Annotated in this window: 22 protein-coding genes; 16 read left to right on the top strand and 6 right to left on the bottom strand. The window is 53.1% G+C overall.

What is annotated here, in order from left to right; all coding sequences use genetic code 11:
• Nucleotides 1–44: 44 nt before the first annotated feature.
• From IDH44_RS00205 to IDH44_RS00215, 3 genes are all read left to right on the top strand, one after another.
• A complete protein-coding gene (locus tag IDH44_RS00205; RefSeq protein WP_190913556.1) occupies nt 45–722 on the top strand; it encodes a class I SAM-dependent methyltransferase in 678 nt (225 codons plus the stop codon).
• Nucleotides 723–799: 77 nt separating this feature from the next.
• On the top strand, nt 800–1222 hold the full coding sequence (locus tag IDH44_RS00210) for a GNAT family N-acetyltransferase (protein ID WP_190913558.1): 423 nt from the start codon (nt 800–802) through the stop codon (nt 1220–1222).
• Nucleotides 1192–1332: a hypothetical protein gene (locus IDH44_RS00215; protein WP_190913561.1), complete on the top strand. Its 141-nt coding sequence runs from the start codon at nt 1192–1194 to the stop codon at nt 1330–1332. The genes IDH44_RS00210 and IDH44_RS00215 overlap by 31 nt, the downstream gene beginning before the upstream one ends.
• 191 nt (nt 1333–1523) lie before the next feature.
• On the opposite strand, the gene IDH44_RS00220 is transcribed toward IDH44_RS00215, so the two are convergent.
• The 5 genes from IDH44_RS00220 to IDH44_RS00240 all read right to left on the bottom strand — a co-directional run bounded on the left by IDH44_RS00220 (nt 1524) and on the right by IDH44_RS00240 (nt 7610).
• Nucleotides 1524–4907, bottom strand: coding sequence for an S-layer homology domain-containing protein (locus tag IDH44_RS00220; RefSeq protein ID WP_190913563.1), 3384 nt, complete (start codon nt 4905–4907; stop codon nt 1524–1526).
• Between the two features lie 575 nt (nt 4908–5482).
• Nucleotides 5483–5998 (bottom strand): phage tail protein, encoded by a 516-nt coding sequence (locus IDH44_RS00225; RefSeq protein ID WP_190913565.1) that lies wholly within the window; start codon nt 5996–5998, stop codon nt 5483–5485.
• A 45-nt stretch (nt 5999–6043) separates the two neighbouring features.
• Entirely contained in the window at nt 6044–6550 is a 507-nt protein-coding gene (locus IDH44_RS00230; RefSeq protein WP_190913567.1) for a phage tail protein, read from the bottom strand.
• 37 nt (nt 6551–6587) lie between these two features.
• Nucleotides 6588–7106 (bottom strand): phage tail protein, encoded by a 519-nt coding sequence (locus tag IDH44_RS00235; RefSeq protein ID WP_190913569.1) that lies wholly within the window; start codon nt 7104–7106, stop codon nt 6588–6590.
• A 42-nt stretch (nt 7107–7148) separates the two neighbouring features.
• Complete coding sequence (locus IDH44_RS00240) at nt 7149–7610, bottom strand: GNAT family N-acetyltransferase (RefSeq protein WP_190913571.1); 462 nt, start codon at nt 7608–7610, stop codon at nt 7149–7151.
• A gap of 414 nt (nt 7611–8024) precedes the next feature.
• Here IDH44_RS00240 and IDH44_RS00245 point away from each other — a divergent pair, with 414 nt between their 5' ends.
• From IDH44_RS00245 to IDH44_RS00260, 4 genes are all read left to right on the top strand, one after another.
• The gene (locus IDH44_RS00245) at nt 8025–9419 is read left to right on the top strand and encodes a sensor histidine kinase (RefSeq protein WP_190913573.1); all 1395 of its coding nucleotides are present in this window, start codon (nt 8025–8027) and stop codon (nt 9417–9419) included.
• Between the two features lie 164 nt (nt 9420–9583).
• Complete coding sequence (locus tag IDH44_RS00250) at nt 9584–10285, top strand: response regulator transcription factor (protein WP_190913575.1); 702 nt, start codon at nt 9584–9586, stop codon at nt 10283–10285.
• Between the two features lie 79 nt (nt 10286–10364).
• Nucleotides 10365–10832 (top strand): hypothetical protein, encoded by a 468-nt coding sequence (locus IDH44_RS00255; protein WP_190913577.1) that lies wholly within the window; start codon nt 10365–10367, stop codon nt 10830–10832.
• A 7-nt stretch (nt 10833–10839) separates the two neighbouring features.
• Nucleotides 10840–11676 (top strand): hypothetical protein, encoded by an 837-nt coding sequence (locus IDH44_RS00260; protein WP_190913579.1) that lies wholly within the window; start codon nt 10840–10842, stop codon nt 11674–11676.
• Between the two features lie 91 nt (nt 11677–11767).
• Here the strand turns inward: IDH44_RS00260 and IDH44_RS00265 are convergent, their stop codons facing one another.
• On the bottom strand, nt 11768–12547 hold the full coding sequence (locus IDH44_RS00265) for a sulfotransferase domain-containing protein (protein ID WP_190913581.1): 780 nt from the start codon (nt 12545–12547) through the stop codon (nt 11768–11770).
• A 389-nt stretch (nt 12548–12936) separates the two neighbouring features.
• Between IDH44_RS00265 and IDH44_RS00270 the strand changes: the two genes are divergently transcribed.
• From IDH44_RS00270 to IDH44_RS00310, 9 genes are all read left to right on the top strand, one after another.
• Nucleotides 12937–13890 (top strand): DUF6602 domain-containing protein, encoded by a 954-nt coding sequence (locus IDH44_RS00270; protein ID WP_190913583.1) that lies wholly within the window; start codon nt 12937–12939, stop codon nt 13888–13890.
• A gap of 46 nt (nt 13891–13936) precedes the next feature.
• Complete coding sequence (cmr1, locus tag IDH44_RS00275; protein WP_190913585.1) at nt 13937–14872, top strand: type III-B CRISPR module RAMP protein Cmr1; 936 nt, start codon at nt 13937–13939, stop codon at nt 14870–14872.
• The gene (gene cas10, locus IDH44_RS00280) at nt 14859–16517 is read left to right on the top strand and encodes a type III-B CRISPR-associated protein Cas10/Cmr2 (RefSeq protein ID WP_190913587.1); all 1659 of its coding nucleotides are present in this window, start codon (nt 14859–14861) and stop codon (nt 16515–16517) included. The genes cmr1 and cas10 overlap by 14 nt, the downstream gene beginning before the upstream one ends.
• Nucleotides 16514–17659 carry a type III-B CRISPR module-associated Cmr3 family protein gene (locus tag IDH44_RS00285; RefSeq protein ID WP_190913589.1) on the top strand — a complete coding sequence of 382 codons (1146 nt, stop codon included), beginning with the start codon at nt 16514–16516 and terminating at the stop codon, nt 17657–17659. Before cas10 ends, IDH44_RS00285 begins: the two co-directional genes overlap by 4 nt.
• A 64-nt stretch (nt 17660–17723) precedes the next feature.
• Nucleotides 17724–18704, top strand: coding sequence for a type III-B CRISPR module RAMP protein Cmr4 (gene cmr4 / locus IDH44_RS00290; protein ID WP_190913591.1), 981 nt, complete (start codon nt 17724–17726; stop codon nt 18702–18704).
• A complete protein-coding gene (cmr5, locus tag IDH44_RS00295) occupies nt 18697–19140 on the top strand; it encodes a type III-B CRISPR module-associated protein Cmr5 (RefSeq protein WP_190913593.1) in 444 nt (147 codons plus the stop codon). Before cmr4 ends, cmr5 begins: the two co-directional genes overlap by 8 nt.
• Nucleotides 19133–20314, top strand: a complete 1182-nt coding sequence (gene cmr6 / locus IDH44_RS00300) for a type III-B CRISPR module RAMP protein Cmr6 (protein ID WP_190913595.1) — start codon at nt 19133–19135, stop codon at nt 20312–20314. The genes cmr5 and cmr6 overlap by 8 nt, the downstream gene beginning before the upstream one ends.
• 341 nt (nt 20315–20655) lie before the next feature.
• Nucleotides 20656–21048 carry an alkaline phosphatase gene (locus tag IDH44_RS26925; RefSeq protein ID WP_317890081.1) on the top strand — a complete coding sequence of 131 codons (393 nt, stop codon included), beginning with the start codon at nt 20656–20658 and terminating at the stop codon, nt 21046–21048.
• Between the two features lie 292 nt (nt 21049–21340).
• Complete coding sequence (locus tag IDH44_RS00310; RefSeq protein ID WP_190913597.1) at nt 21341–22327, top strand: cation diffusion facilitator family transporter; 987 nt, start codon at nt 21341–21343, stop codon at nt 22325–22327.
• Nucleotides 22328–22370 lie beyond the last annotated feature (43 nt).

Here is a 22370-nt window from a genome sequence, read left to right on the forward strand (position 1 = left end):
CCGATCCAGGCCTGCGGGATGTTTGCATTCGGGGAGGCACAGCCATGGGAGTTGAATGGTACGACATGATCGCCAGGCGCAACGGCGGGTATCGGGGGAGGGCGGCCTTCACCGTTGAAGGACAGTCGGCAGAGGCGCTTTTTGAGCAGCGCTTGCTTCGCATGCTGCCTGATTTCAAGTCTATTTTGGACGCGGGATGCGGTCACGGCGCATTTACGCTGCGCATGGCCGGGCATGCCAGGCACATCGTCGGCTTCGACAATTCAGTCGAAATGATCCGCATTGCCAAGCAATTGCTGCGAGACAGCGCAGTCCCCAATGTAGCATTCGTGCACGCGACCACCAAAACCGAGCTGCCCTTCACAGACGGACAATTCGATCTGATCTACGATCGGCGCGGGCCGACCTCCATCCTCAACCATAGCCGGGTCCTTGCCAGGGGCGGCACCATTGTCGGCATCCACAACGCGATTGAATCCGTGCAGGAGCGCTTGCGGCAAAATGGCTTCCGACATGTTAAAATCGAGACGTACGGGGAAGCGGTCTACCACTTCCCAAACGAGCGGGAGCTGGCGCTCTTCCTGTCTGATACGCCGGGCAACCCGGACTACACGCTGCCGGAAAACGAGCACTTGCTTCGGGAAAAGCTGGACGAGCACCGCATTGACGGACGCCTTGCCGTCCGGGAGGAGCGGTATATCTGGACAGCGGTGAAGCCGTAGCGGGGAGGCGTGTGGCGGGCATGCAAGACGAAAGCGGAAACAGGGAAAGGCCGCCGGTTAAGATACGCTTGGCTCGGATGGCGCTTGTAAATGAAGCAGAGGTCGCCGAGATTCGGCTGCTCTTGCAAGCATGCACGGGTACGGGCAACGGACAGGTGGAACGGGAAATAAGTGCGTATCTGGCCTCAGACGCGAGGACGATGTACGGGGCTTATCGGCAGCATCGGCTGGTCGGCATCATGGGCGTAGAACGACTTCCCGGCGGGGCTGTGCGTTTGGCTCACCTTGCGGTTCGGGCCGATCAGCGCAGGCAAGGGCTCGGAACAGCCATGATTGATGCGTATAGCCGGATCTCAAGCTCGCCGGACTTGATCGCGGAGACCGATCGGGAGGCGGTCGGCTTCTATTGGGCGACAGGCTTTGCTATTGTCAGTCTGGGTGAGAAGTACCCGGGTGTGGAGCGGTTAAAATGGTACAGGGGCCGCTTGCCGATGCCATGACGCATATCGGCCAGCTGGCCATGCTGCGGCGGCTGGCCGGAGCGCCCGTGCCCAAAGGCAGCTTCATCGTCGCGGAGGTGCAGATGGGGAAATTGCGTTATCCGGGTTAACGGTTGCTGGCGCGCTATTTGGCCCAATCGAGTCTTTTTCGAGTGATTTTACGAAAATAAGAGCTGAGGCAACCGTTACAATTTAATCGGCGCTTTTTTTGGCTAAATAGCCGCTGTAACAGCCGCGGCCTCCAACGGGAGGACGCGGCTTTTGCTTGAAAATAAAGAAAAGATATGATCACGCTACTGCGTTAAATCAGTTCCGCCGCCTGCAGCATGCGCAGGATCATCGCTGCGGCTTCTGCACGGGTCAGCGAAGCGGTCGGATGCAATTGCTGCCCGCTGCCGATCACGATCTGGTGATGGATCGCTTCGGCGGCAGCCATGCGCGCCCATGTGCTGACCTGATCGGCGTCGGTAAAGCCGCCCAGCAGTTGACGCGCTTGCGCTTCGGACAACGCAATGCTGCGGTCTGCGAGCGCCAGCGCATTGGCCATGATGACCATCGCTTCCTGCCTCGTAATCGAAGCGCCGGGGCGGAAGGTCCGGTCTGCGAATCCGGACACCAGACCGTAGTCATTGCTGACCGATACCACTTCATCGTACCAGGTATGACTTCCGCCATCGCTGAATGCGGCGGGCGCTTCATAGGTGTACAGCCCCAGTCCGCGGTTGACCATCGCGGCGAATTCCGCTCGCGTCACTGCGGCGTCCGGGTTGAAACGCGCCTCGTCCACGCCGTTCACGACCAGTCGAGACGCCATGTCATTGACGACCGCTTCGGACCAGTGGCCCTGGACATCCGCGAAGGAAGCCGGATGGTACACGACCGCGTAGGTGCTGTTCGTCATGCTGTGAATCTCGGCGTGCAATTTGCCGTCCGCCTGCCGGGTAATCTTCGTCGGCACGTGCCGGAATGTGCCGTCCGGCATCCAGACGACCCCGGTCGTGATGGCCTGGGGATCGCTCTCCTCATCCGCAAGGATGAAGCTGCGCGTAACATACGCGCTGAAACGATCAAGCTCGATCCTGCGGTCTGCGGTGCTGGCGACAATGGCAAACGACATCGGCCGAACCAGAAGGTCCGCGCCGTCTTCGGCTGCCTGCTCCTCCAATTGCATGGAGGCCTCTTCCGTCAGATGCGTGAGATCGATCTGCAGGTTGAAGGCGTCATCCTGCGTCTCCAGGCCGAGCTGCCGCTTGACCTGCTCCAGGTTCAACAGCTGGATGGGAAGGGTGTAGACGACGGTATCGACTTCAATCCTCAAAGTTGTGTCCAGCAGACTCATCTTGCTTACGATTTGACCGTCTACTTTGGCAATGATCTGTCCATAGCGCTCCGTAATCGGAAGCGTGACGGTGGTGCTCGAGCCTTCCCGGTCCAGTTTGTCATTCATTGCGGCCGTATCCAGCGTGATCGTGATTCGCGTCTGGCCGTTGTCCGCCGTGTCTGTGTGGACACGGCCGATATTCTCCTGACGCACGTCATTCACATAGATCGGGAAGTCGGAGCCGGAAGGCGGCGTCTCATGCTCTTCTTCGTGATCGTCCTCATGCTCATCCTCGTCCTGATCGTCACCGGGGTCGTGAGCCCGCTCCCGCCATAGCGTCAGCTGGTAGGTGCGGCTGGTGCCGTCCTCGGCCGTCACGATGATCGCGGCCTCATTGCGGCCGCTGCGAAGCGTGAGCACCGCGGATTGGGTCTGCGCTGCAGCATCGGCGCCGGCGATGCTCACCGTGGCTTCGGCCGAAGCCGTGTCCGCGGTGACCGTCAGCTCCCGCACCGTGTGCGGGACACGCACGCTGTACGAAGTCGTGTCGGGATCAAAAGCGGGCGAGAGCGAGCCGCGTGACAGCGTCAGGCTGCCCAGATTCGCATTGTCGCTCAGAGCATGCACGTGGATCGTAGCAGATTGGCTGTGCCCGTCGTATACGGCCGTCACAACGGTCGTGCCGGCTTGATCGCCTTGCAGGACGCCGGCTTGCGGCATGGTCGCAACGTCGTCAGGAGCGAAGGTATAGCTGCTGACATCCGTCACATCCAGGGCGCTGCCATCCGAATAGCTCATCAGTACTGTGAACGGCAGAGTCTCCCCGATCGTCAGTTCGTAATCGGACAGATCGAAGCTCAGGCCGACAGGCTCGGCGACGACATGAACGAGCCGTGTCTGCTCCGTCGCTTGATTGCCCGCGTCATCGCTCGCCTGATAGTGCAGTGTATACGTGCCGATGGTATCGGGGGCGACCGTGCCGCTGACCGCGGCTTGCAGCCCGGACGCGAGATTGTCCGTCACGACCGCTCCCGGATCGTCAAAGGGTTCGCCAAGTCCGATCGTCATTTCATCGCTGCCGAGCAACTGGATCACTGGCGCCGTCTTGTCGATTCGAATCGTAGCCTGGGCGATGCTGCTGACATTGTCGGCCGGATCGGTCTGGCGTGCTGCAAAGGCATATTGGCCTTCCACATTCAATTGGACCGGTCCGCTGTAAAGCTGCCAGTCCGGGTCATCGCCGACGCGATATTCCAGCGTATTGCCGGGATCGCCATAGACCGATGCCGTCACATCCGTCCTTGACCAATCGGATGTGCTCAATGCAACGGTCGGCGCCTCCGGAGCGATCGTATCGACGACTTGAATGGTTGCGGTGGCCACGTTGGAATGATCTTGCCCGTCATCGGCCATGTAGGTGAAGCTGTCTGACCCATGGAACCCGGCGTCCGGGGTGTATGTGAACGACCCGTCCGCATCGAGCGCGACGCTGCCGTTCGCCGGATCGGAGACTTTGACAGCGGTCAGGCTGTCCGCCTCGGCATCGGTATCGTTGTGCAGCACGCCCTCGGCCTGGCTGACGACGAGCGGCGTATCCTGCGGTGTACTGTATGCAGGGTCGTCAACTGCATGCGGCGCGTCGTTCACCGGCGTAATCGTGATGGAGAAGCTCTGGTCCGTTAACGTCAGCTCGCCATCGCTGACCGTGAATGCAAAGCCGTCGCTGACCGTCTCGCTGCCGTCATGCTGATAGGACAGGGTGCCGTTGTCGATATCGGCTTGGGTGAAGGTATCGCTCGCCTGCAGCGACGCGCCTCCGCTGGTTAATTCCCCGTGCGCAGGGATCGCCTGGACGGTGTAGATGAGCTCGGCAGCCGCCTGCTCCTCATCTGACGCTTCGAGCGCGGAAGTGCCGATCGTGCCTGCTCCGCCTTCGAGGACGATGAGGCCCGCGCTGACGGCGAGGTAAGGCGCTTCGTTCTCGTCCTGCACATTGACGTTAATCGTCTGGGTGTCGGAGCTGGTGCCGTCGCTAGCGGTCACCACGACGATGTAGCTATTGTCCGTATTGCTGTCCGACGGATTCTCGTAGTCGGGTGCGACGGCGAAGCTCAGCACGCCGCTCGTAGCATTGATGGCGAACGCCGTCTGATCATCCCCGCCGGAGATGGAGTAGGTCACCGTATCCCCGTCCGCATCCGTAGCGAAGACGGTGGTGACGGCAGTCGTATTCTCGTCGACGTCTACGCTGGCAGTCGCCCCGCCGCCGTTGGACTGAATGACCGGCGGCGCCCCGCCCGTTTCGTATTCAAAGCCCTGCAGCGTCAGGTCCGCTGTCGAATTGCCTCGCGGATCACCCGGCACGTCGTCAACCTGAATGATAAAGTACGAGATCCCTTGAAAGCCCGGGTTGGCGCTTACATCAACAGTAAAAGTTTGCGAACTGTTGCTGAACGTCTCCGGCGTCCCCGGGGTGTCTGCACTATCATACGGCGTAATTGTCAGATCGACCAGAGAATTGGTTTCATACGTTTTAAAGTACAACATAGTTAGGTCAAAAGTGGAGAAGCCTCCGGTCGCTTCTACTCTAATGGTTCCGCTAGTAATGGTGAAGTTGTTTAAATAAATTCCAGGGGCGATGCTGTCGTCGGTATAGGCCGCGTACTCTCCAGAGACCGAAAACCCATTATGCGCTAAATCCTCCCAGCCGCTGGCTGTAACATCCTCATACGTAGCAGCTTCGCTAATCCCGGGGTATTGCATATAGCAGGAGAACGCCAGGAGCATAACTAAAATCAACCGGGTCGTTCTTCTGAAAATGATCAAATTGCTCGGAACGAAGCTTGCTGCGACGCAAAAAACGGCTTGCCCGTTTCGCCTTGGGTTCGACAACGTGCCAAAACTCCTTTCGCCGAAAAAATAAAATGTTCTGAAAAGGGTTAAGGATGAGGGGGGAAGATGCCATACAGGGATATAATGAAATTCAAGCCCAAATACGGCTGTCTGTTATTATGCGGCTGGCTGCCTCCGGTTGCTTGAATGGCCAGTGGGTGCATCGTCATATCCGGCGTACTGCCGTAAATATTCGGCACCCGGCCTGCAACAGCCGACCAATTTGCGCCCTCCGGAACGGTCTCGTTGCCCGCCAGCTGACTTCTCGCCATGTGATGATGGGCCGGCATTTGCGATTCAATCAAGGTAACGGTGTCCGAGCCGGTCGGTTCGCCGAGCTGTCGGAAGCTCAACCCGGGCCCTTTGCCGTGGTGCATCGCGGCCCTGGCATTCAGATTGGGGAGAGCGAATGTCGTTTTGCCGTCGCCCCCGTATGTCGTGCCGAGAATGGCAAAAAGTGCCGTATTCTGCGAAATCGCGATCAGACTGCCATCGCAGAGCGCCCATTTGTTCGGCGCAAAATCACCTGAAAAGATACGAATTTCACCAACATAGGGATCCATTGAATCCCCTCCTTATCTAAATGGGATGATCGTGGGGACGGCGACCTAACTCCGGGAAGGGTATATGCCGCTGATGGCAATGCAAAAATTGGCTGCCGCATAAGGCTGCATATTGGAATGAGGCTGACTGCCTCCGCTAGCGGCTACGGCCTGATTGCTCATGGTTGTATTGGCCTGGGTGGTGAAATTCATCGTGTCGTCCGTTGCTGCCCAGACGTTTTCGGCAGCGTTTTTACTCGTTGCCATGCTTGTTGCGGCAGCCAGGTGGTTATGCTGTGGCATTTCCGGGACCGTGAGCGTATGGGTCGGTTCTCCGGCGCTTTCGCCTAGCTGGACGTTTTCGAATTTGGTGTTGAAGCCGACCGGTGCGCGGCCTCTGAGATCGGGCAACGCAAACGTGCTCGTACCGTTCCCGCCGTAGGTGGTGCCCAGGATCGAAAAGAGCTCCTGATTCTGGGAAATGGGCAAAATCGAGCCGTCGCAAAAATGCCAGCCTTTGGGTGTGATCGAGAAGGAAAAAAGTCGAATTTCGCCGAGAAAGGGTTCTGCCATCTAAATCGTCCTCCTTTTTGTCCTCGCAGGGGGGGCTTTACGTTTGGCTTGGATAAATCCCGTAAAGAGAAATAATGTAGCTCAGCGTCAAGGTCGGCATCATATTGGGGTGCGACTGATTGCCGCCGCTGTTCGACAGTGCCTGCGGATTCATCTGTTCGAGCGGCGTCTCGCTCGAGTATTGCTCCAGCGGGCTTTTCGACCAGAACGCATTGGCGGGGGAGGTGATTTCTCCGGCGCTGGTGCTCGCGTTGACGCTATGCGTATGGCTGGGAAGCTGATTCGCCGTCAGCGTCACGTCCTCGGATCCGCCATGTTGTCCCATCGCATAGGTAGTGCCGGTGGAAGGCGACGTGCCCTGACCGAGCGGAATCCGTCCGCGATAGTCGGGCAATGCGAACGTTGTCTGCCCGTCTCCGCCATAGGTCGTGCCAATCAGGACAAATAAGGCGTCATACTGGCTGATCGGCAGGAGCTGCCCTTCGCAGAACATCCAGCCCACCGGCGCAAAGTTACCGCCAAACAATCGAATTTCGCCAATATACGGCTCTGCCAATGTTGATCATCCTCTCAATTGAAATATGTGGGGAGGCGGGAATTAGCTGCGCCATTCCATCTGTTCGTAGATCTCGTCGGCACCGGTCGTTCGGAACCCGAGGCGTTCGTACAGCCTTCTGGCCGGATTACCGGCAGTTACCTGCAGCCGACACGGCTTCTTCGCAACGGCTGCCTGTCGCAGCACCTCTTGCAGCAAGGCTGTGCCGATGCCTTGCCCGCGCAGCTCGGGCAGCAGTGACAGATCCACGACGATGTCCGCAGCGCGGGCACGGGATAGCAGCAATCGCCCGACCGGTCGCTCCTCGACCTGCACTATACGCTGCTCCAGCTCCGGATAGTGCGCTGCATAGGAGCGCTGCTGTGCCGTCCATTGCATGCGGAGAAAGCCGAGCGCAGTGCGCCGGTCCCAGCCCCACTGCGCGATTTCTTGTATGCGTGTGCCGGCATACAGTTGAAACAAAAACGGCTCGTCTTGCGGAACAACTGCCCTGAGTATAAACATGACCCTCCTTCAAGCGATTCGACATTAGGACGTGACAGGCTGCTAACCAGCTTTGATTATCCGAGGGGCTTATGCTGAACATTGCCTTCTGATTCGTCCAGCTTCCGCTTGTATACGGGGAAGTGTCCTGCTTCTGCAGCTCGAATTCCACCGTAGGCGCGACGTTGTCCAACCGGAAGTAGTGATTAGAGCCGCTTGCAATGGATACCACGCCTCGAGAGTCGGCTGCTGGTTGTGCACACTGCCTGATTATTCTCGCATAACCGTTCTTGTGAAATCTTAAAGGATTCTTAAAACCGTTCTCTCTTCTCGCTTGGTATTCAAGCACGTCAGAAATGTTGTACGATAGTACAAACCTGTTTTAGAGAGGATAGACAGACGGGGCGGTTACTATTTGGAGGTTGAATCGGGCTTATGAAACTCTCTTTGAAGTTATGGATATACTTTATTGTCAGCAGCGCCGCAGCTATTGTTTTGTTTGTGACCATTGCGCTGACGTTGGGGACAACACTGCAGCCGGGGCATACCTATGAGACATTGAAAGCATTGGCAGACGAAATGACCATGGAAGCCAACCGCAGCGGGGGAGGGGCGTCAGCGCTCCGTACGGTCACAGATGCCTATCAATCCGAAAACCCTTCTTTTGTTTTTGAGTGGCTGGATCCTGAGGGGACGATTATTCATGCCTCCAATGGGCGTTCCGAATCGTACGCCTCTTCCGAGCTCATCCGTCTGCTGGCTAACAAATCGGATAGCTACTGGGATTTGGAGCATCCCGTCAATATGCTGTATCCGGCCGACATTGCGGGGCGCGCTTATTACTTGCATCTTGAGATTCCCCCGGAAGCGATGAGAGAATCGCAGATTCTTTTATATTTCCGTTCGTGGACATCCCTTTTTTCTCTGACGATTCCCTTTCTGGTCTTTATCACCACGCCTTATTTCTTTACCTATCGCTTCTTCCACTCCTTGCGCAAACGATTAACCAAAATCGTCGATGCCCTGTCCGGCATGTCGATCGATCGCCGCCGGGAAATCCATGATCGCCATAACGATGAAATCGGACAGCTTGCCCACCATTTCAATGCCATGTCGAAGCGCATTCGTGAACAAGTCACGCAGATCCAGGATCAGGAAAACAAACGAAAAACGTTGATTTCCAACTTATCGCATGATCTGCGGACGCCTCTTACGAACATCCTGGGCTATGCAAAGACATTACAGCGAGGACTATACAAAAATGACGAAGAGCTTCAAGCCTATACGGATATCATCCTGAGTCGTTCCCAGTACATGGAAAAGCTGATCAATGCGTTATTTCAAGTGTCCCAGTACGATCTCCATGGCTTTCAAATTCAGAAAGCTCCCGTTCAAATTGCCGTGATCTTGCGAAAAGTGTTGGCAGAATACGTTGCAGTTTTGGAGTCCAAGGAGATCGAAGCGGATCTCTCGATTCCGGATATAAGCGTGACCTTGATGGCTGATGCGAACTTGCTGGAACGAGCGATACGCAATTTGATCGACAACGCGATAAAATACGGATCGGACGGAAACTATCTGAGGGTGGAATATAAAGAAGGGAAAGAGGGAATATCCTTCTCTGTCATCGATCGCGGTCAGGGTGTCTCCGCAGAACAGCAGCAGCTGCTCTTTGATCGTTTTTATCAGGAGAGTCAAAATCGTAGCAGCGAAGGCTTCGGGATCGGGTTATCCATTGTCAAAGAAATTGCGCATGCCCATGGCGGCGAAGTGACCGTGGATAGCGTGCCCGGCCTGGAGACGCGCTTCTCAATCACATTGCCTCGGTGAGGGCAGCCTGTCCGTGAACATTGGATAGAACCTAAACGTTGATTTTTCAAAACGATTGTAAAATTCTGCAATAATGAAATGAATTCTGTACTATAATGGATACATTCATGCCACGGTTGCAAGGACGCGACAGCCATGTCATCTTGGGCGAGGAGGTAAACACATTGATAGATTCCCGTATTCTTGTCGTGGATGACGACCCGGATATTCGTCATTTGATCTGTATCCATTTGGAAGAAGGAGACATGATTTGTACAGAGGCGAGAAGCGGAAAAGAAGCGCTGGAATTACTGGAATTGGAGTCCTTTGACTTAGTTATCTTGGATCTGATGATGGATGATACGGATGGTCTGCACGTTTTGGAGCATGTCCGTTCTTGCCAGAACCATACGCCAATTATTATTGTGAGCGCATTAAGCGAAACGGAGAAGAAAATCAAGACGCTCGGCTTGGGGGCCGATGATTATATAACGAAGCCTTTTATCCCCAGCGAGCTCGTAGCCAGGGTGTTGGCCAATATTCGGCGAAGCCGGAGTCCGCAAACTCGTATAACGGCCAATCGCCTTCAATATCGGGGGATCATTCTTAATTTGGATTCTTTAACGATTGAAAAAGAGGGGAAACGATATTCGATTACGCAAACGGAATGCGATGTGCTTGCTGCATTTATGCGCAAACCCGGTTATACGTATACGAAGGACGAGCTCTACCAAGCGGTATGGAACCATGCGCAATATGACCCCAACAGCCTTAGTGTATATATTAATTTTTTGCGTAAAAAAATCGAAGCCAACCCGAAAATGCCCAGGTATATACAAACGATACGAGGAATCGGTTATCGCTTTGCGGAGGTCAAAGAGAGATGACTCTTTTAATCGTCGTATCCACGATCATTGAACCCGTACCGTCCGGCGCAGTCGGGCGAACAAGGAAGGGGAATGGCTAATGGATCAACTGGCAGTGCTCCGCCACTATGTTGCTACTTTGGGGTATCGGGGGAGCCAGGCGCTGGATGCGGCGCCTGACTATTTTGCGCGGTTCAATGCAGGGCGTGGCGTTCGTTCGCCCGTGGAGCTCCTCAGCCACACGACCGTTGTGCTGGATTATGCCCGTTCCCGACTTGTCGGAGACGAGCGCGAATGCCGGGAAGTAGGGACGTGGGAGGCCGAGACGGAACGCTTCTACCTGACGCTGGAGCGGTTGGACGAAGCGCTGCTGCGCGGAGCGGAGCAGGCAGATGACCATACGATGAGGCAAATGATTCAAGGGCCGCTGGCCGATGCGATGACCCATATCGGGCAGTTGACGATGCTGCGGAGGCTGGCGGGAGCGCCTGTGCCGAAGGGGGGATTCGTCGAGGCGGATGTACGTGCGGGAAGGCTCCGCTATCCGGTGCCGGAAGGCGAGGCTTGAAACGAGCATGAAGACATTGAACATGTGGCTTGGCGCAGCGCTGCTGAGCTTGCTCGCGGCTTGCGGCAACGCCGGAGACGCAGGCGTAACGAACGCTCCGAATGAGGCGAACGCTGCGAATGCCGCCCCGACCGACAACGAGCGCGCGAGCGCTGGCGCCGGCGCTGCCGCGACCGGCAACGCAACCGGCCAGCACCAGGACGAGGCCGAGGGCGCAGGGGCGGATCAGGCGAGCGCGGCCAAGGCGCCTCAACAGTCGGACGATGAAATTGCAGCGCTGCTGCCGGATGGCTGGGAGAGGCTCCACAACTTCGAAGCCTCGCGTGTCCAGGCCGAGGGAGACTTGAATCGGGACGGGCGATCCGATGTGGTTATCGTTATCGAACGCAAGGGCGGCGAAGGGGTGCCGCTGCGTGCGCTCTTGATCGCCCTGCGCCACGAAGACGGCTCGCTTGAGCGGTCCATCGTAGCCGAGCAGGTGATGCTCAAGGAAGACGAGGGAGGCGTGTGGGGCGATCCGTTCGAGAGCGTGGCGATCGATCGCGGCTCGGTCGTCGTCAGCCATTACGGGGGCAGCAATTGGCGATGGTATTCGGCGTATCGCTTTCGCTATCAGCAAGCGGACTGGTATTTGATAGGCGCGACTACAGGCTCCTATTTTACCGCTACGACAACCCGGGAGCAGGCCGATGAAGCGGATTATAATCTGTTGACCGGCGATTATAGCATCCGGACGACGAATGCGGACGGAGAGGTCGAAATTCAGAAAGGCAAGCAAGCCACGCGTCCATTAATTGAGCTGCGTGCGTTCCGACACGATCTGAATCTGCAAGACCAGGACTAGAAAAGCAAAAAAGCCAAAAAGCGCAGCCTGCCCAGGGCTGCGCTGTTCTCATTTACACGAACGGTTAGTTAATCGTGGGCAGATGGTCCCTTTACCACTGCGTCGACCTCTCATACCCGGCCTTGACGACCAGATGCCCGGCGTCCTGCTGGAACAGCGCCTTGATGCGAGGCGTGAACTCGGTCCGCCACGCGCCGATCCGTCCGGCCCGGAACGTACGCGAGCTGCTGCTGTCGATGCGGGCGTTCATGCTGCCGGCCATCGCCGATAGCGAAGCCGGCAGCGGGGCGTCAGCCCACAAAAACCGCAAAATGCGCAGCAGTGTCTCCCGGCGTTTGGCCGGGGTGACCATCAGTTGCTCGAACGACACGTGCAAGCAGCGCGAATCGTCGAGCCAGCCATAGAACGGCGTGAAATATTGCCCGAACGTCGCGGGGAATTCGGGAGTGCCCTGTAGCAGTGCGAGCGCGCGGTCCTGGAATGTGACATAGCGCGTCTTAAAATAGGGATGCAGCGGATGCTCGACCCACTTGGACGCAATGAAATAGGTTAGGGAGACGAGAATGTCGCGGGGGTCGCGATACAAAAAAATGTGCTTGAGGCCGCGTTCCTCCAGCATGCGGGCGTACCGGTCCGAATAGTACAAATGCCCGATGCCGAATTGGTTCGGCTGCAGCAAGCTGAGCCGACGGGCATGATCCTCGTAGAAGCCGACGGGCGGATTGTTGACAAAAAATTTGGTCTGCAGATTTTCAATTCGATTGTTCACATGCGGTATGCCGTTAAGCAATTGCTGCATCATATGGGTGCCGCTTTTGGGCACGGAACTGGAGATGAACGGCGGCAGCGGCAAAACGGGATGGGTGGACACGCGGACAGTTCCTCCTTTCGGGAAGGCAGCACCGGGCGCGTCCGGGCCGGACACGCGCGCCGCGAGGGCCCGGATGCGGGGGCGCGGCACGGGCACGAGGCCATAGGCGGCGCCGCGCCTGGCGATGCTCGTACTGCAACGTATGCCGCCGCGGTCTCCTGCGCTTCGGACAGACACCTGTATGACCAAAATTCAAGCAAATTGATTAATCGAAAATTTTCGCGAAAAGAGGGAAATGTTGAAGGATTTAAGAGATTAATGGAGAAATTGTAGAATAGGTCTTTAGGATCTATTCTTTTTTTATTTAGGGTCTATGGAATTGGTTCCAGCTAAAAAGTCGTGTCTAATGCTCTAAAATGGCGTTTAGGTTAAGGATATTCCTGATTCCTATGGAGCAAGTGAATAAAAATCTTGGAGGTGGCATAACGTTGAATGGAAATCCGCTGCAATTAATTGCTGAGAATTATCGAGATCTGAATGCCATGATGGTAAAAGAAATTGAATTAGCAACGGCTCATCCGGGATTAACGGGTGGTTATCGGGAAGAAATGTGGGTCAAATTTTTTCGCAGTATTATCCCTCGAAAGTTCTCATTTGTACACGGAGCGATGATTATCGATTCTGGAGGGAAGCTATCAAACGAAGTCGACATCGCAGTTATAGACGAAATGTACACACCCTATATTTTCCAGTACCATACGTTGAAGTTAATTCCGATTGAAGCGGTGTCGCTAGTGATTGAATGTAAAAGTACGACCTACAATTCGGAACAATTAATTGCATGGGCGAAAAAAATTGAAGAGCTAAAGGCCAACAATACCGGTATTGCGCGAATTGCTACCGGATATGCTACCGGAGTGACCAGTGAGACGCAATCCCAGACCTTGCCGATCAAAGTTTTGGTTAGCATTAAAGACAACGTGACGGATGAGGCCTTACATCAATCAAAGGAACAACTAGGTGACCACTTTGATTTTATCGTTCAAGAGCAGCGGGAATTCGCAACGGATAAGAAGCGGTTTGAGGTGTTGATTAAAAATGAAGAAAAGACACTGGGGTGGTGGGGCAATCGTTTGAATCATCATTACCAAATTGAATCAGAAGAGGAGGCGCCTTTACCGGTTAAATTTGTGAAAGAAAAACCTGGCGGCAAAACTATTCTGGAACAGGCCGGGTTTACTTTGGATGAAAATTTTGGAATTACCAATAAGTTAGTAGAGATGAAAATCGCCGATAATCCCTTGCTTTCATTAAATCTTCAACTCAATCAATTGCTCATGCTGATCAATAACCCGATGTTGTTTCCTCATTTTGCGTATGCAAAAGCTTTCCAAGAGCTATAGATAGGCTCACTCAACAAAGGAAAATAATGAATATGGGGAGGCCAAAATGGAAGAACGAATACTGCAAGAACTGAAAAATGCCTCAGCAGTTGTGACCCAAACATATAATTTAAAGCTACTCACGCCCGCTGCTATACATGGTGCCAAACCAAAAGAGAAGGCGGAATTTCGAGTGACCAGCTTGCGGGGTGTACTGCGATATTGGTGGAGGGCGAGCAGCGCTGCACTGGAGCTAAAGAATTTAAAGGATCAAGAAAGTTGTTACTTTGGCGGAATTGACCGGGAATCGGGAGGCAAATCTTCGATTCGATTTCAATTGCAACAACATGTGAATAGCTTGGTTCAAAGTGAATTACTTCCCCATCGCAATGGAATAGGAATGAAACGACCGGCCTTGCAACCGGGTTTATGTATTTGTATCCATATGGAGTCTCGAAAGCCGTTTACCATGGAAGAGAACGATGCATCAAAGCTTAAAAATGCAATGGAGCTTTTCTTAATGGTTGGAAGTATTGGGCAGCGTGCCCGAAGAGGATTCGGCGCGATGCAATGGGATCAGCATCAATTCAAGAATGTAGATGAATATATGCGGCGGCTTAAAGAGTTATTGCGTTCACTGAATCGAGAAGTTGGAATTTCCAGTGATGCGTACAACAATGTCAAACTGGATGACGGCACGCATCTTCAACTTTATGGACGCCCGCTCCTTGTTGCGGTCTGGATTGGGGAAGGCAAGGAAAGGGCTGAAGATGCAACAAAGAAGTTCGGAGAAGCATCCCATTTGCGGAGAGGCAGACCTAGTTTGGGTGCAGGCAATAAGCGTTTAGCATCTCCTCTCTGGGGAACAGTCCGGGAAATCGGCGGTCGATATTATCCGATTATTTCCGAATTGCATTCTAATGAATTTGGTAATGAATCGTACAAAAAAGATCGCGACGAGTTCCTTACACATATGGGGGTGAGAGGAATTGCCGGAAACTAAAGCGTATTATTGTGTTTTTGCAATCGGTCCGGTGCAATCCTTCATTGCAGCCTCCCGCAAGCTGGAGGATCTGTGGGGCGGCAGCTATTTGCTTTCCTTCCTGGTTCAGTCCACGTTGAAGACCCTGACCCCGATCTGCAGGAATCACGGGGTTCAGAAAGAATTGCTGTATCCTGCCTTGGAAGAAAGAAGCAAGGCAGATTCCTCCCGGTTGGCTATCGCTAATTTTCCGAATCGTCTTACTTTCACATTGATTGGGAACGAGGAACCTGTCCAAAATGTCATGCAAGCGTTACAGCATCATGCGCTGGGCGAACTCATTCGAATTTCAAATTGGGTTGTTGACGAAGTGTTTGATACCGGTTCGCCGAGTGCAAAAGATAGAACGGGGCGGCTCAAGCTGCAAGCAGAGGAGCAAGTCAAGCAGTTCCTTGAAGTGAATTGGATTGCTCATCGGATTAGTTCGAAGGAAGATTGGGACGGAGAACGCCAGGAAGCGGAGCGGCTCTTCCAAGCGATAAAGGTGCAGCGTCCGATTAAGAGTTTCCCGGAGAAGGGGATAGCCTGCACGGTCTATCAACGAATGGATGCCTTATGTGACAAGGATCCATTGCCGACCGATCGTTATGGACAATTGAAAAGCAAGCTAATGGATACTTGGGGCAATCGTCATTATACATATAAGCCCAGTGACCCGCAAAATCCGGATAAGGCTCGTATTCGCGATAATGAATTTTTATGTGCCATCAGCTTGATTCGCCGGGTCGCTCGCGACTTTTTTATGCACGAATATGAGGTTGGATCGGATGTGTTTTCCCGTTATGAGTCTGTCGTGGATTTGGGAGCAGAAGAGGACGGCTATTATGCAGTGTTGCTTATGGACGGCGATAATATGGGGCAATTTTTTAGCGGAAGTCAGGAGATCGTGCGCAGTACGAGTCAGAAGTTGAGCTATTTCGCCACAAATCAAGTTCCGGATATCGTGAGTGGAAACAAAGGCGTGCTGTTGTATGCGGGAGGCGATGATGTGCTCGCAATATTCCCGGTTAACAACGTACTCCCGGCGGCGTATCAACTTCGTATGGCTTTTAGTGATGATGCGGTAGGGCTTTTAGGCGCAACGGCTTCTGCGGGAATTGCAATTGGTCATAAAAGGACCCCGCTCCAGCAGATGCTGACTGAGGCGAGGTCCTTGGAACAAGCAGCCAAGCATTACGCTGCTGATGGTGCTAATGGTATGAATAAAAATGCTTTTGCGCTTTCAGTACTGCCGCGATCGGGGGAATATCTGGGGTCGATTGTGCTCCCGTGGACAAAGAATGAGGTTTCCGTAACGGGTCAATTATCCGAGATGGCGGAGCTGTTGGGAGCGGTTGTTTCGACAGCGTTCATTTATCAATTAGCTTCCACCTTCCAGGGATTGATTGGATCTGCTCCCGATCAGGAACCGGAACACTTGGAAGAGATGGTTCGGTTGGAATGCTGCCGTCTGATTGATCGCGCCGTGTACGACGTGACCTTAAAGAAAGAATTGCAGATTACAGTATCCCGTCTTCCCGAACTTTATCGACAAGTCGGATTAAAAAAATTTATTGATTTATTAAAAATGACGGCCTTTTTCAGCAGAAAGGAGATGAAAGCATGAAACTTCTGAAGCTGACGCCGGCGGATTCATTTTTCTTTAAAGGTCACATGATGTCCGAGATGGGTGTGCCGTCGCAGTGGATCGGACTATTCCCGCCTCGTCCGAATACGGTGTATGGGGCGCTCCGTTCCGCGTATATTCACCGATTCAGTAATTTTAAAATCTTTCGAGAGGGCGGAGATGAGGCGATTAGAGCGTGGATGGGAACGCCGTATTCATTCGGGCGGTTTAAGCAAGAAGCTATTTTTCTTCGCCAAGGCAAGCAACTTCTACTGCCGGTGCCAATGGACTATCGCATATTCAGAAATGCTGCGTCCGGAAACGGGAACCCTGTTGCGGAGTCGTTGACGCTAGCCGAAAACGTGTCAATCTCGAACACAAATGCAAGATATACGTTCATTCGGCACGGTAATGCGCGACGGGAAGGAAAAGATATTGCGCATAGTGGACAGTTTGTACCGTTAGACCATTGGAAAAACACGGTTTTCAATCAAAAGCCGATTCAAGATATTCGTGCCTTAGAGCAAATCGTCACTTCATATATGAAAACAGGGATCAAAATTGACCGCGCCACAAACGGTGCGGAAGATGCCCATTTTTTTCAAATGAATATGTTGAATATGCGAGCGGAATGTGAGCTGGTTTCTTGTGTTTCTGATCCTGGACCGGATTTTTCGGATGTTGCAATGGTGAGCCTGGGCTCGGAAAATCGACCCTGGTTTTTAGAACAGGAAGATCAGAGTTGGTCATTTTGGAGCAACGAGCAGATGCTTCAGTTGGAAGAGAAACTTCATGCCACGGGCATTGCGCGTATTATTTTATTGACACCGCTGGTATTGCCGGATGAGCTATCAACTCACGATGTTTTTTTCGATGGGAATCTGCAGTTAACCTCCGATATAAACGCTGAATTATTGACTTGGGCAAGTGGACGACCAGAACTTTTTGGTGGCTGGGATATCGTGTCCCATCGGCCCAAGAAGAGACAGCTTATGTTGCCAATGGGAACGGTATTTTATGTAAAAATCTTGCGTAAAGACATTCCGAACCTGCTTCAGTTGGCCAATGGCTTTCATTTGTTGAAAGAAAAGGTGCCGGATCGGTTCCATGAAGGTTTTGGATTTGCCGTTATAACCGGATGAATGTAAAAAACGTACGAATATGTAATTCGAAAATCACTAATGAAATGTCAAGGAGGCGTTTATTTTGTTTACCCAGTACCAGCCTTTGCTTTTATATGCCGCAACCTCTGTTCATGCCGGGAGTGGAAGTGAAACCGGAATTGTTGATTTGCCTATTCAGCGTGAACAGCATACTGCATTCCCCAAAATGGAAAGTTCAACGTTAAAGGGAGCTTGGAAACAATGCTTCAGTGAAACATTGGTAGACGGTTCAGACAGCGAAACTGATTTCTTCACCGTATTTGGCTCCTCACCAAGCGATAACCCGAACAATGAATCACAGGCAAGCGCAGTGTCGTTCCTTGATGCCAGGATTTTATTATTTCCAGTTAAATCGTTGAAAGGGACATTTGCATGGATAACATGTCCGTATGTTTTGCGGAGGTTTAACCGCGATATGGAGTTGTTATCCGCTGTTAACGGGGGTGAAAATCCTTATGTACTGAAGACGGCGGCTGCCGGGAGTGTATCGGGTAGTACGTTGAAGGTCAGCGAAGTGAATAAAAATGACCAGACCTTTCCTATTGTTTTGGAAGAATACACACTAACAGTCAAGCAGACGAGTGAAGCTGCTGAATTGGCGCAGAAGCTGGATGCGTGGTTGCAACTCTTTGGGGAGCCCTTAGGAATTGAAGAAAAGTTGGTGGTGGTATCAGACGATGAATTTACCGATTTTGTGAAGATGTCTACGGAAGTAAATGCGCGAATTCGGATTGAAGACAACGGTCAAGTGGCAGGCGGATTATGGTATGAAGAAAATATTCCGCCGGAGACTGTTTTCTATAGCTCTGTTTTATTTGGAAATCCTAGAGAACCGCAAAAAAAGCGGGTACAGTCCGGCTTGAGGGAAGGGCTCGCCGCACAGCGTCTTAAGACTGCCGAAGATGTTCGCGACTATGTGCTGAACGAGCGTTTTCCGGACGTCTTTCAACTTGGAGGATCGGCTACGATTGGGAAAGGTATGATTCGAGCGATTCAACTTCCGGGAGGGGTTGCAGGTGAATAATACGATCCAGAAAATTGAAGGCGGCAGAGCCGGATTTGCTTATCAAGAGGTCAAAAATTCAATTGCATCCTTAAAAAAAACGGATGAAATCGGACTGTATGCGTCTTATCTTAAGCGGTTGCCAAGCATGATTCATGTCAACGGATTGGGACAAGCTCTGGCATTTTACTATACCAAGTGTCAAGTAAAACAATATGCTTTAATATTTGCATCCATCAATCATTGGTTGCATGGACAACCAGAGTTAAAGATTGATCGCAACCAGCACTTGCTGGAGTCTATCGTGGAGATGAACAGCGACAACTATCGCCGTATCACTACTGAAGTGCTGGCATTGCTCAATTGGATGCAGAAATTTGCTACTGGGATGCACAAAGACAGGGAGGGGGGTACTCCCCATATAATCACTGACAAGGAAAACGCGGGCCATGAATAATGAACGGCGATTCGAACTATCATTGAAAAATGTCCCTGAATCCTTTCATCCAAAAGATACGACCAGATATTTGAAAGATGTAAGAATAACAGAAAAGAATCATCTTTGGTATCATGTCCACTATAATCAGGATATCTCGGAGAAGAAGGCCAAAAAGCATGAAGAGCACAAATCCTTTGAAATAGGTAAGAATAAGCGCCGGGTAAACGTTACGTCCTTGCAAAACGTGGCGAAAAAGGCTGCATTGCGTGAACGGCGTTTAGAAAAGCTGCTGCAGTTGACTGAAGCTACACACTATCTTTGGACATATCAATTTCAAAATCAGACGACCATCCTGCACGGACTGGGTGGTGGACATGTTAGCGAGAACAGTTTGACAATCCATCCGGTGTACGGCGTTCCCTATTTGCCGGCATCCAGTGTAAAAGGTGTTGTGAGACGCTGGTATATCGATGCCTTGTTAGAGGGAAGGGAACAAAATCTTAACCGTGAAGAGGATGTTAAAGCCATTTTGGGGCGCACGTTATTCGGGACCATTGAATCCCAGGGATTACTTCAGTTCTATGATATTTTGCTGTATCATGGCCTGGCTATTACGGAAGACATTTTAACACCGCATTTTAGCGATTATTACACGAAAGGTATGGCTCCGGCGGATACGGGAAATCCGATTCCAAATACATTTTACGGCGTGCAAGTCAAAACGGCTAAATTAATGCTTATGGTCAACAAACGTAAATTAAATGCATTCCTTGGCGAGATGGAACTAAATGTGGAGAACCTGAAAGATCTGGTGTCGAAGTGGGTGGGGTCCGCATTTCACGAACTGGGGATCGGCGGGAAAACTGCTTCGGGTTACGGGAGGTTTTCAATTTCAACCGAGTCCGCAGACAACGAGACTCAAATTTCAGGCCAGGCAGAAGTTAAGCTTGCAAATATGTCTCCAGATGAGCGATTGCTCTATCGAATGGAGCATTTAAGCGGATCTGTACGTGATTTGGAGGATAGCAAAAAGGAGATATATAACGAGGTTATAGCAACCAAAAATGTACAAGCTGCGAGTCAATTGCAGAATTATTGGATGCGTCATAATGAATGGATCGATAAAAAACCTTCAAAAAAGCAATTGAAAAAGTGTGAAGAGATACAGAAATTACTAGAAGTAAAAGAATAATAGAATCGTTACGTGCCTCGGCGTCGTGCGCTCCGGCGCCTGCCGCCGTGTAGAGGTATCGTGCGGTGAGCGGTTCAATCCGAATCCTTTACGTCCGTCTTACAATCCGTCAACACGGGGTTAACGCTGGTTCGTATAGTGAAGGAGTCAACCCTATTCGACGAGGAGGATCACGATGCTGAACGAACATGGGAAACGAGTCATACCCTGGGTCATAGCGCCGCTGCTGGCCTTGACGAGCTTCACGGCAGGAACAGCGACGCCGGTCGACGCCTGAGAGGAACAGAGCACTCGAATCGACAAGGTCATCTTTATGATCGGGGACGGCATGGGACCGTCCTATACCACCGCTTACCGCTACTATATGGGCGTCAAGACCTACAAACGGGGCAATCGCAGTGGATAATGACGAGACCGATACGCAGACCGTGCTGGAGCGCGCCAAGGCGCTAGGCAAATCGACCGAACTGGTCGTCACGAGCCAGGTGAATCATGCCACGCCGGCTGCGTATGCTGCTTATGAACGCTCGCGGAGCAATTATAATGAAATCGCTGCTCCGGCGCGTATGCCCCGCCGTCTAGCACGCCCGCTTCCTGAAGCTGCCGGACCTGCGCTTCAAAATCCGGAGCGACCGGCAGCCCTGTTGTCGCCTGCTCCTGGGTCAGCGCTTCGACAGGTGACGCGTCTGGCATTCTGCATTTGGCTGTCGGCGGCGCTCACACAGTCGGCTTAGGCTTAACCTCGAAAGGAACGTTGACACGCTCAAGGGTCTGCTGCCTGCATCATCGCGCGATGATGCAGGCGTCAGCCCCTATTTGCGGATGTAGTCGCGAAGCGCGTAAGCGAAAAGGCAAGGCAAGGCCAAAGGTTGACGACACAGGGAAGGAAAGCTATAATGAATAAAACCTAAACATGAACACATGCTCATATGTTTATTTTGGGGAATGAGAAATGGACTGGAAATTCTAAAAGCGGGAAAAGCTATACCACGCCTGCATGTCCGTGAAAGGAAGGAGAGGACGCGCATGTCCGGACATCATCACGCTCATGCCCACGGCCACGACCACGACCATGGACACAGTCACGGCGCGGGGGCCAATAAAAAAATTCTGCTAGTGTCATTCGTCATCATCACCGTCTACATGATCGTCGAAGCGGTCGGCGGCTTCGTCACCAACAGCCTGGCGCTCATCTCCGACGCCGGTCACATGCTGTCGGACGCGATCGCCCTGGGCATCGCGCTCGCTGCCTTCACTTACGGCTCCAAAGCCGTCAACACCGGCAAAACCTACGGCTATCGGCGGTTCGAAATATTGGCGGCTGTGCTCAATGGCGTGACGCTGATCGGCATCGCGCTCTACATTTTCTACGAGGCCATCGAGCGCTTCCGCAATCCGCCCGAGGTCGCAACTGTCGGCATGCTTGTCATCAGCACGATCGGTCTGCTCGTCAACGTGCTGGTGGCATGGATCATGATGCGCGGCAGCGACACGGAGAACAACCTCAACATGCGCGGCGCATATTTGCACGTCCTCAGCGATATGCTCGGCTCCGTCGGAGCGATCGCCGCCGCATTGCTCATGATGGGCTTGGGGTGGGGCTGGGCGGACCCGCTGGCGAGCGTCGTCGTCGCGGTGCTCGTGCTGCGCAGCGGCTACTATGTGACGAAGTCGTCGCTGCACGTGTTGATGGAGGGCGCCCCGGCCAATATCGACGTCGACGCGCTGGTCCGCCTCATCCGCGAGACGGAGGGCGTCGAGGGCGTGCACGACGTCCACGTCTGGTCGATCACGAGCAACATGAACGCCCTGACCGCGCATATCGTGGTGGACGGTCGGCGCAGCGTCTATGAGACCGAAGCGATCTTGCAGACGATCGAGCATGCGCTGGAGCATCGGGGCATCCGCCACGTCACCTTGCAGGCGGAGTCCGAGCGGCACGCGCACGACGATTCGGTGCTGTGCACCGTCCGGGCGGACGCGCCCGACGCGCACGCGCATCATCATCATTGACGCGAAGACAGTTACCGGCCTGCTCGCCGCTTCCGGCGCTGCA

This window comes from Paenibacillus sabuli (genome assembly GCF_014705605.1).
GTDB lineage: Bacteria > Bacillota > Bacilli > Paenibacillales > Paenibacillaceae > Paenibacillus_D > Paenibacillus_D sabuli.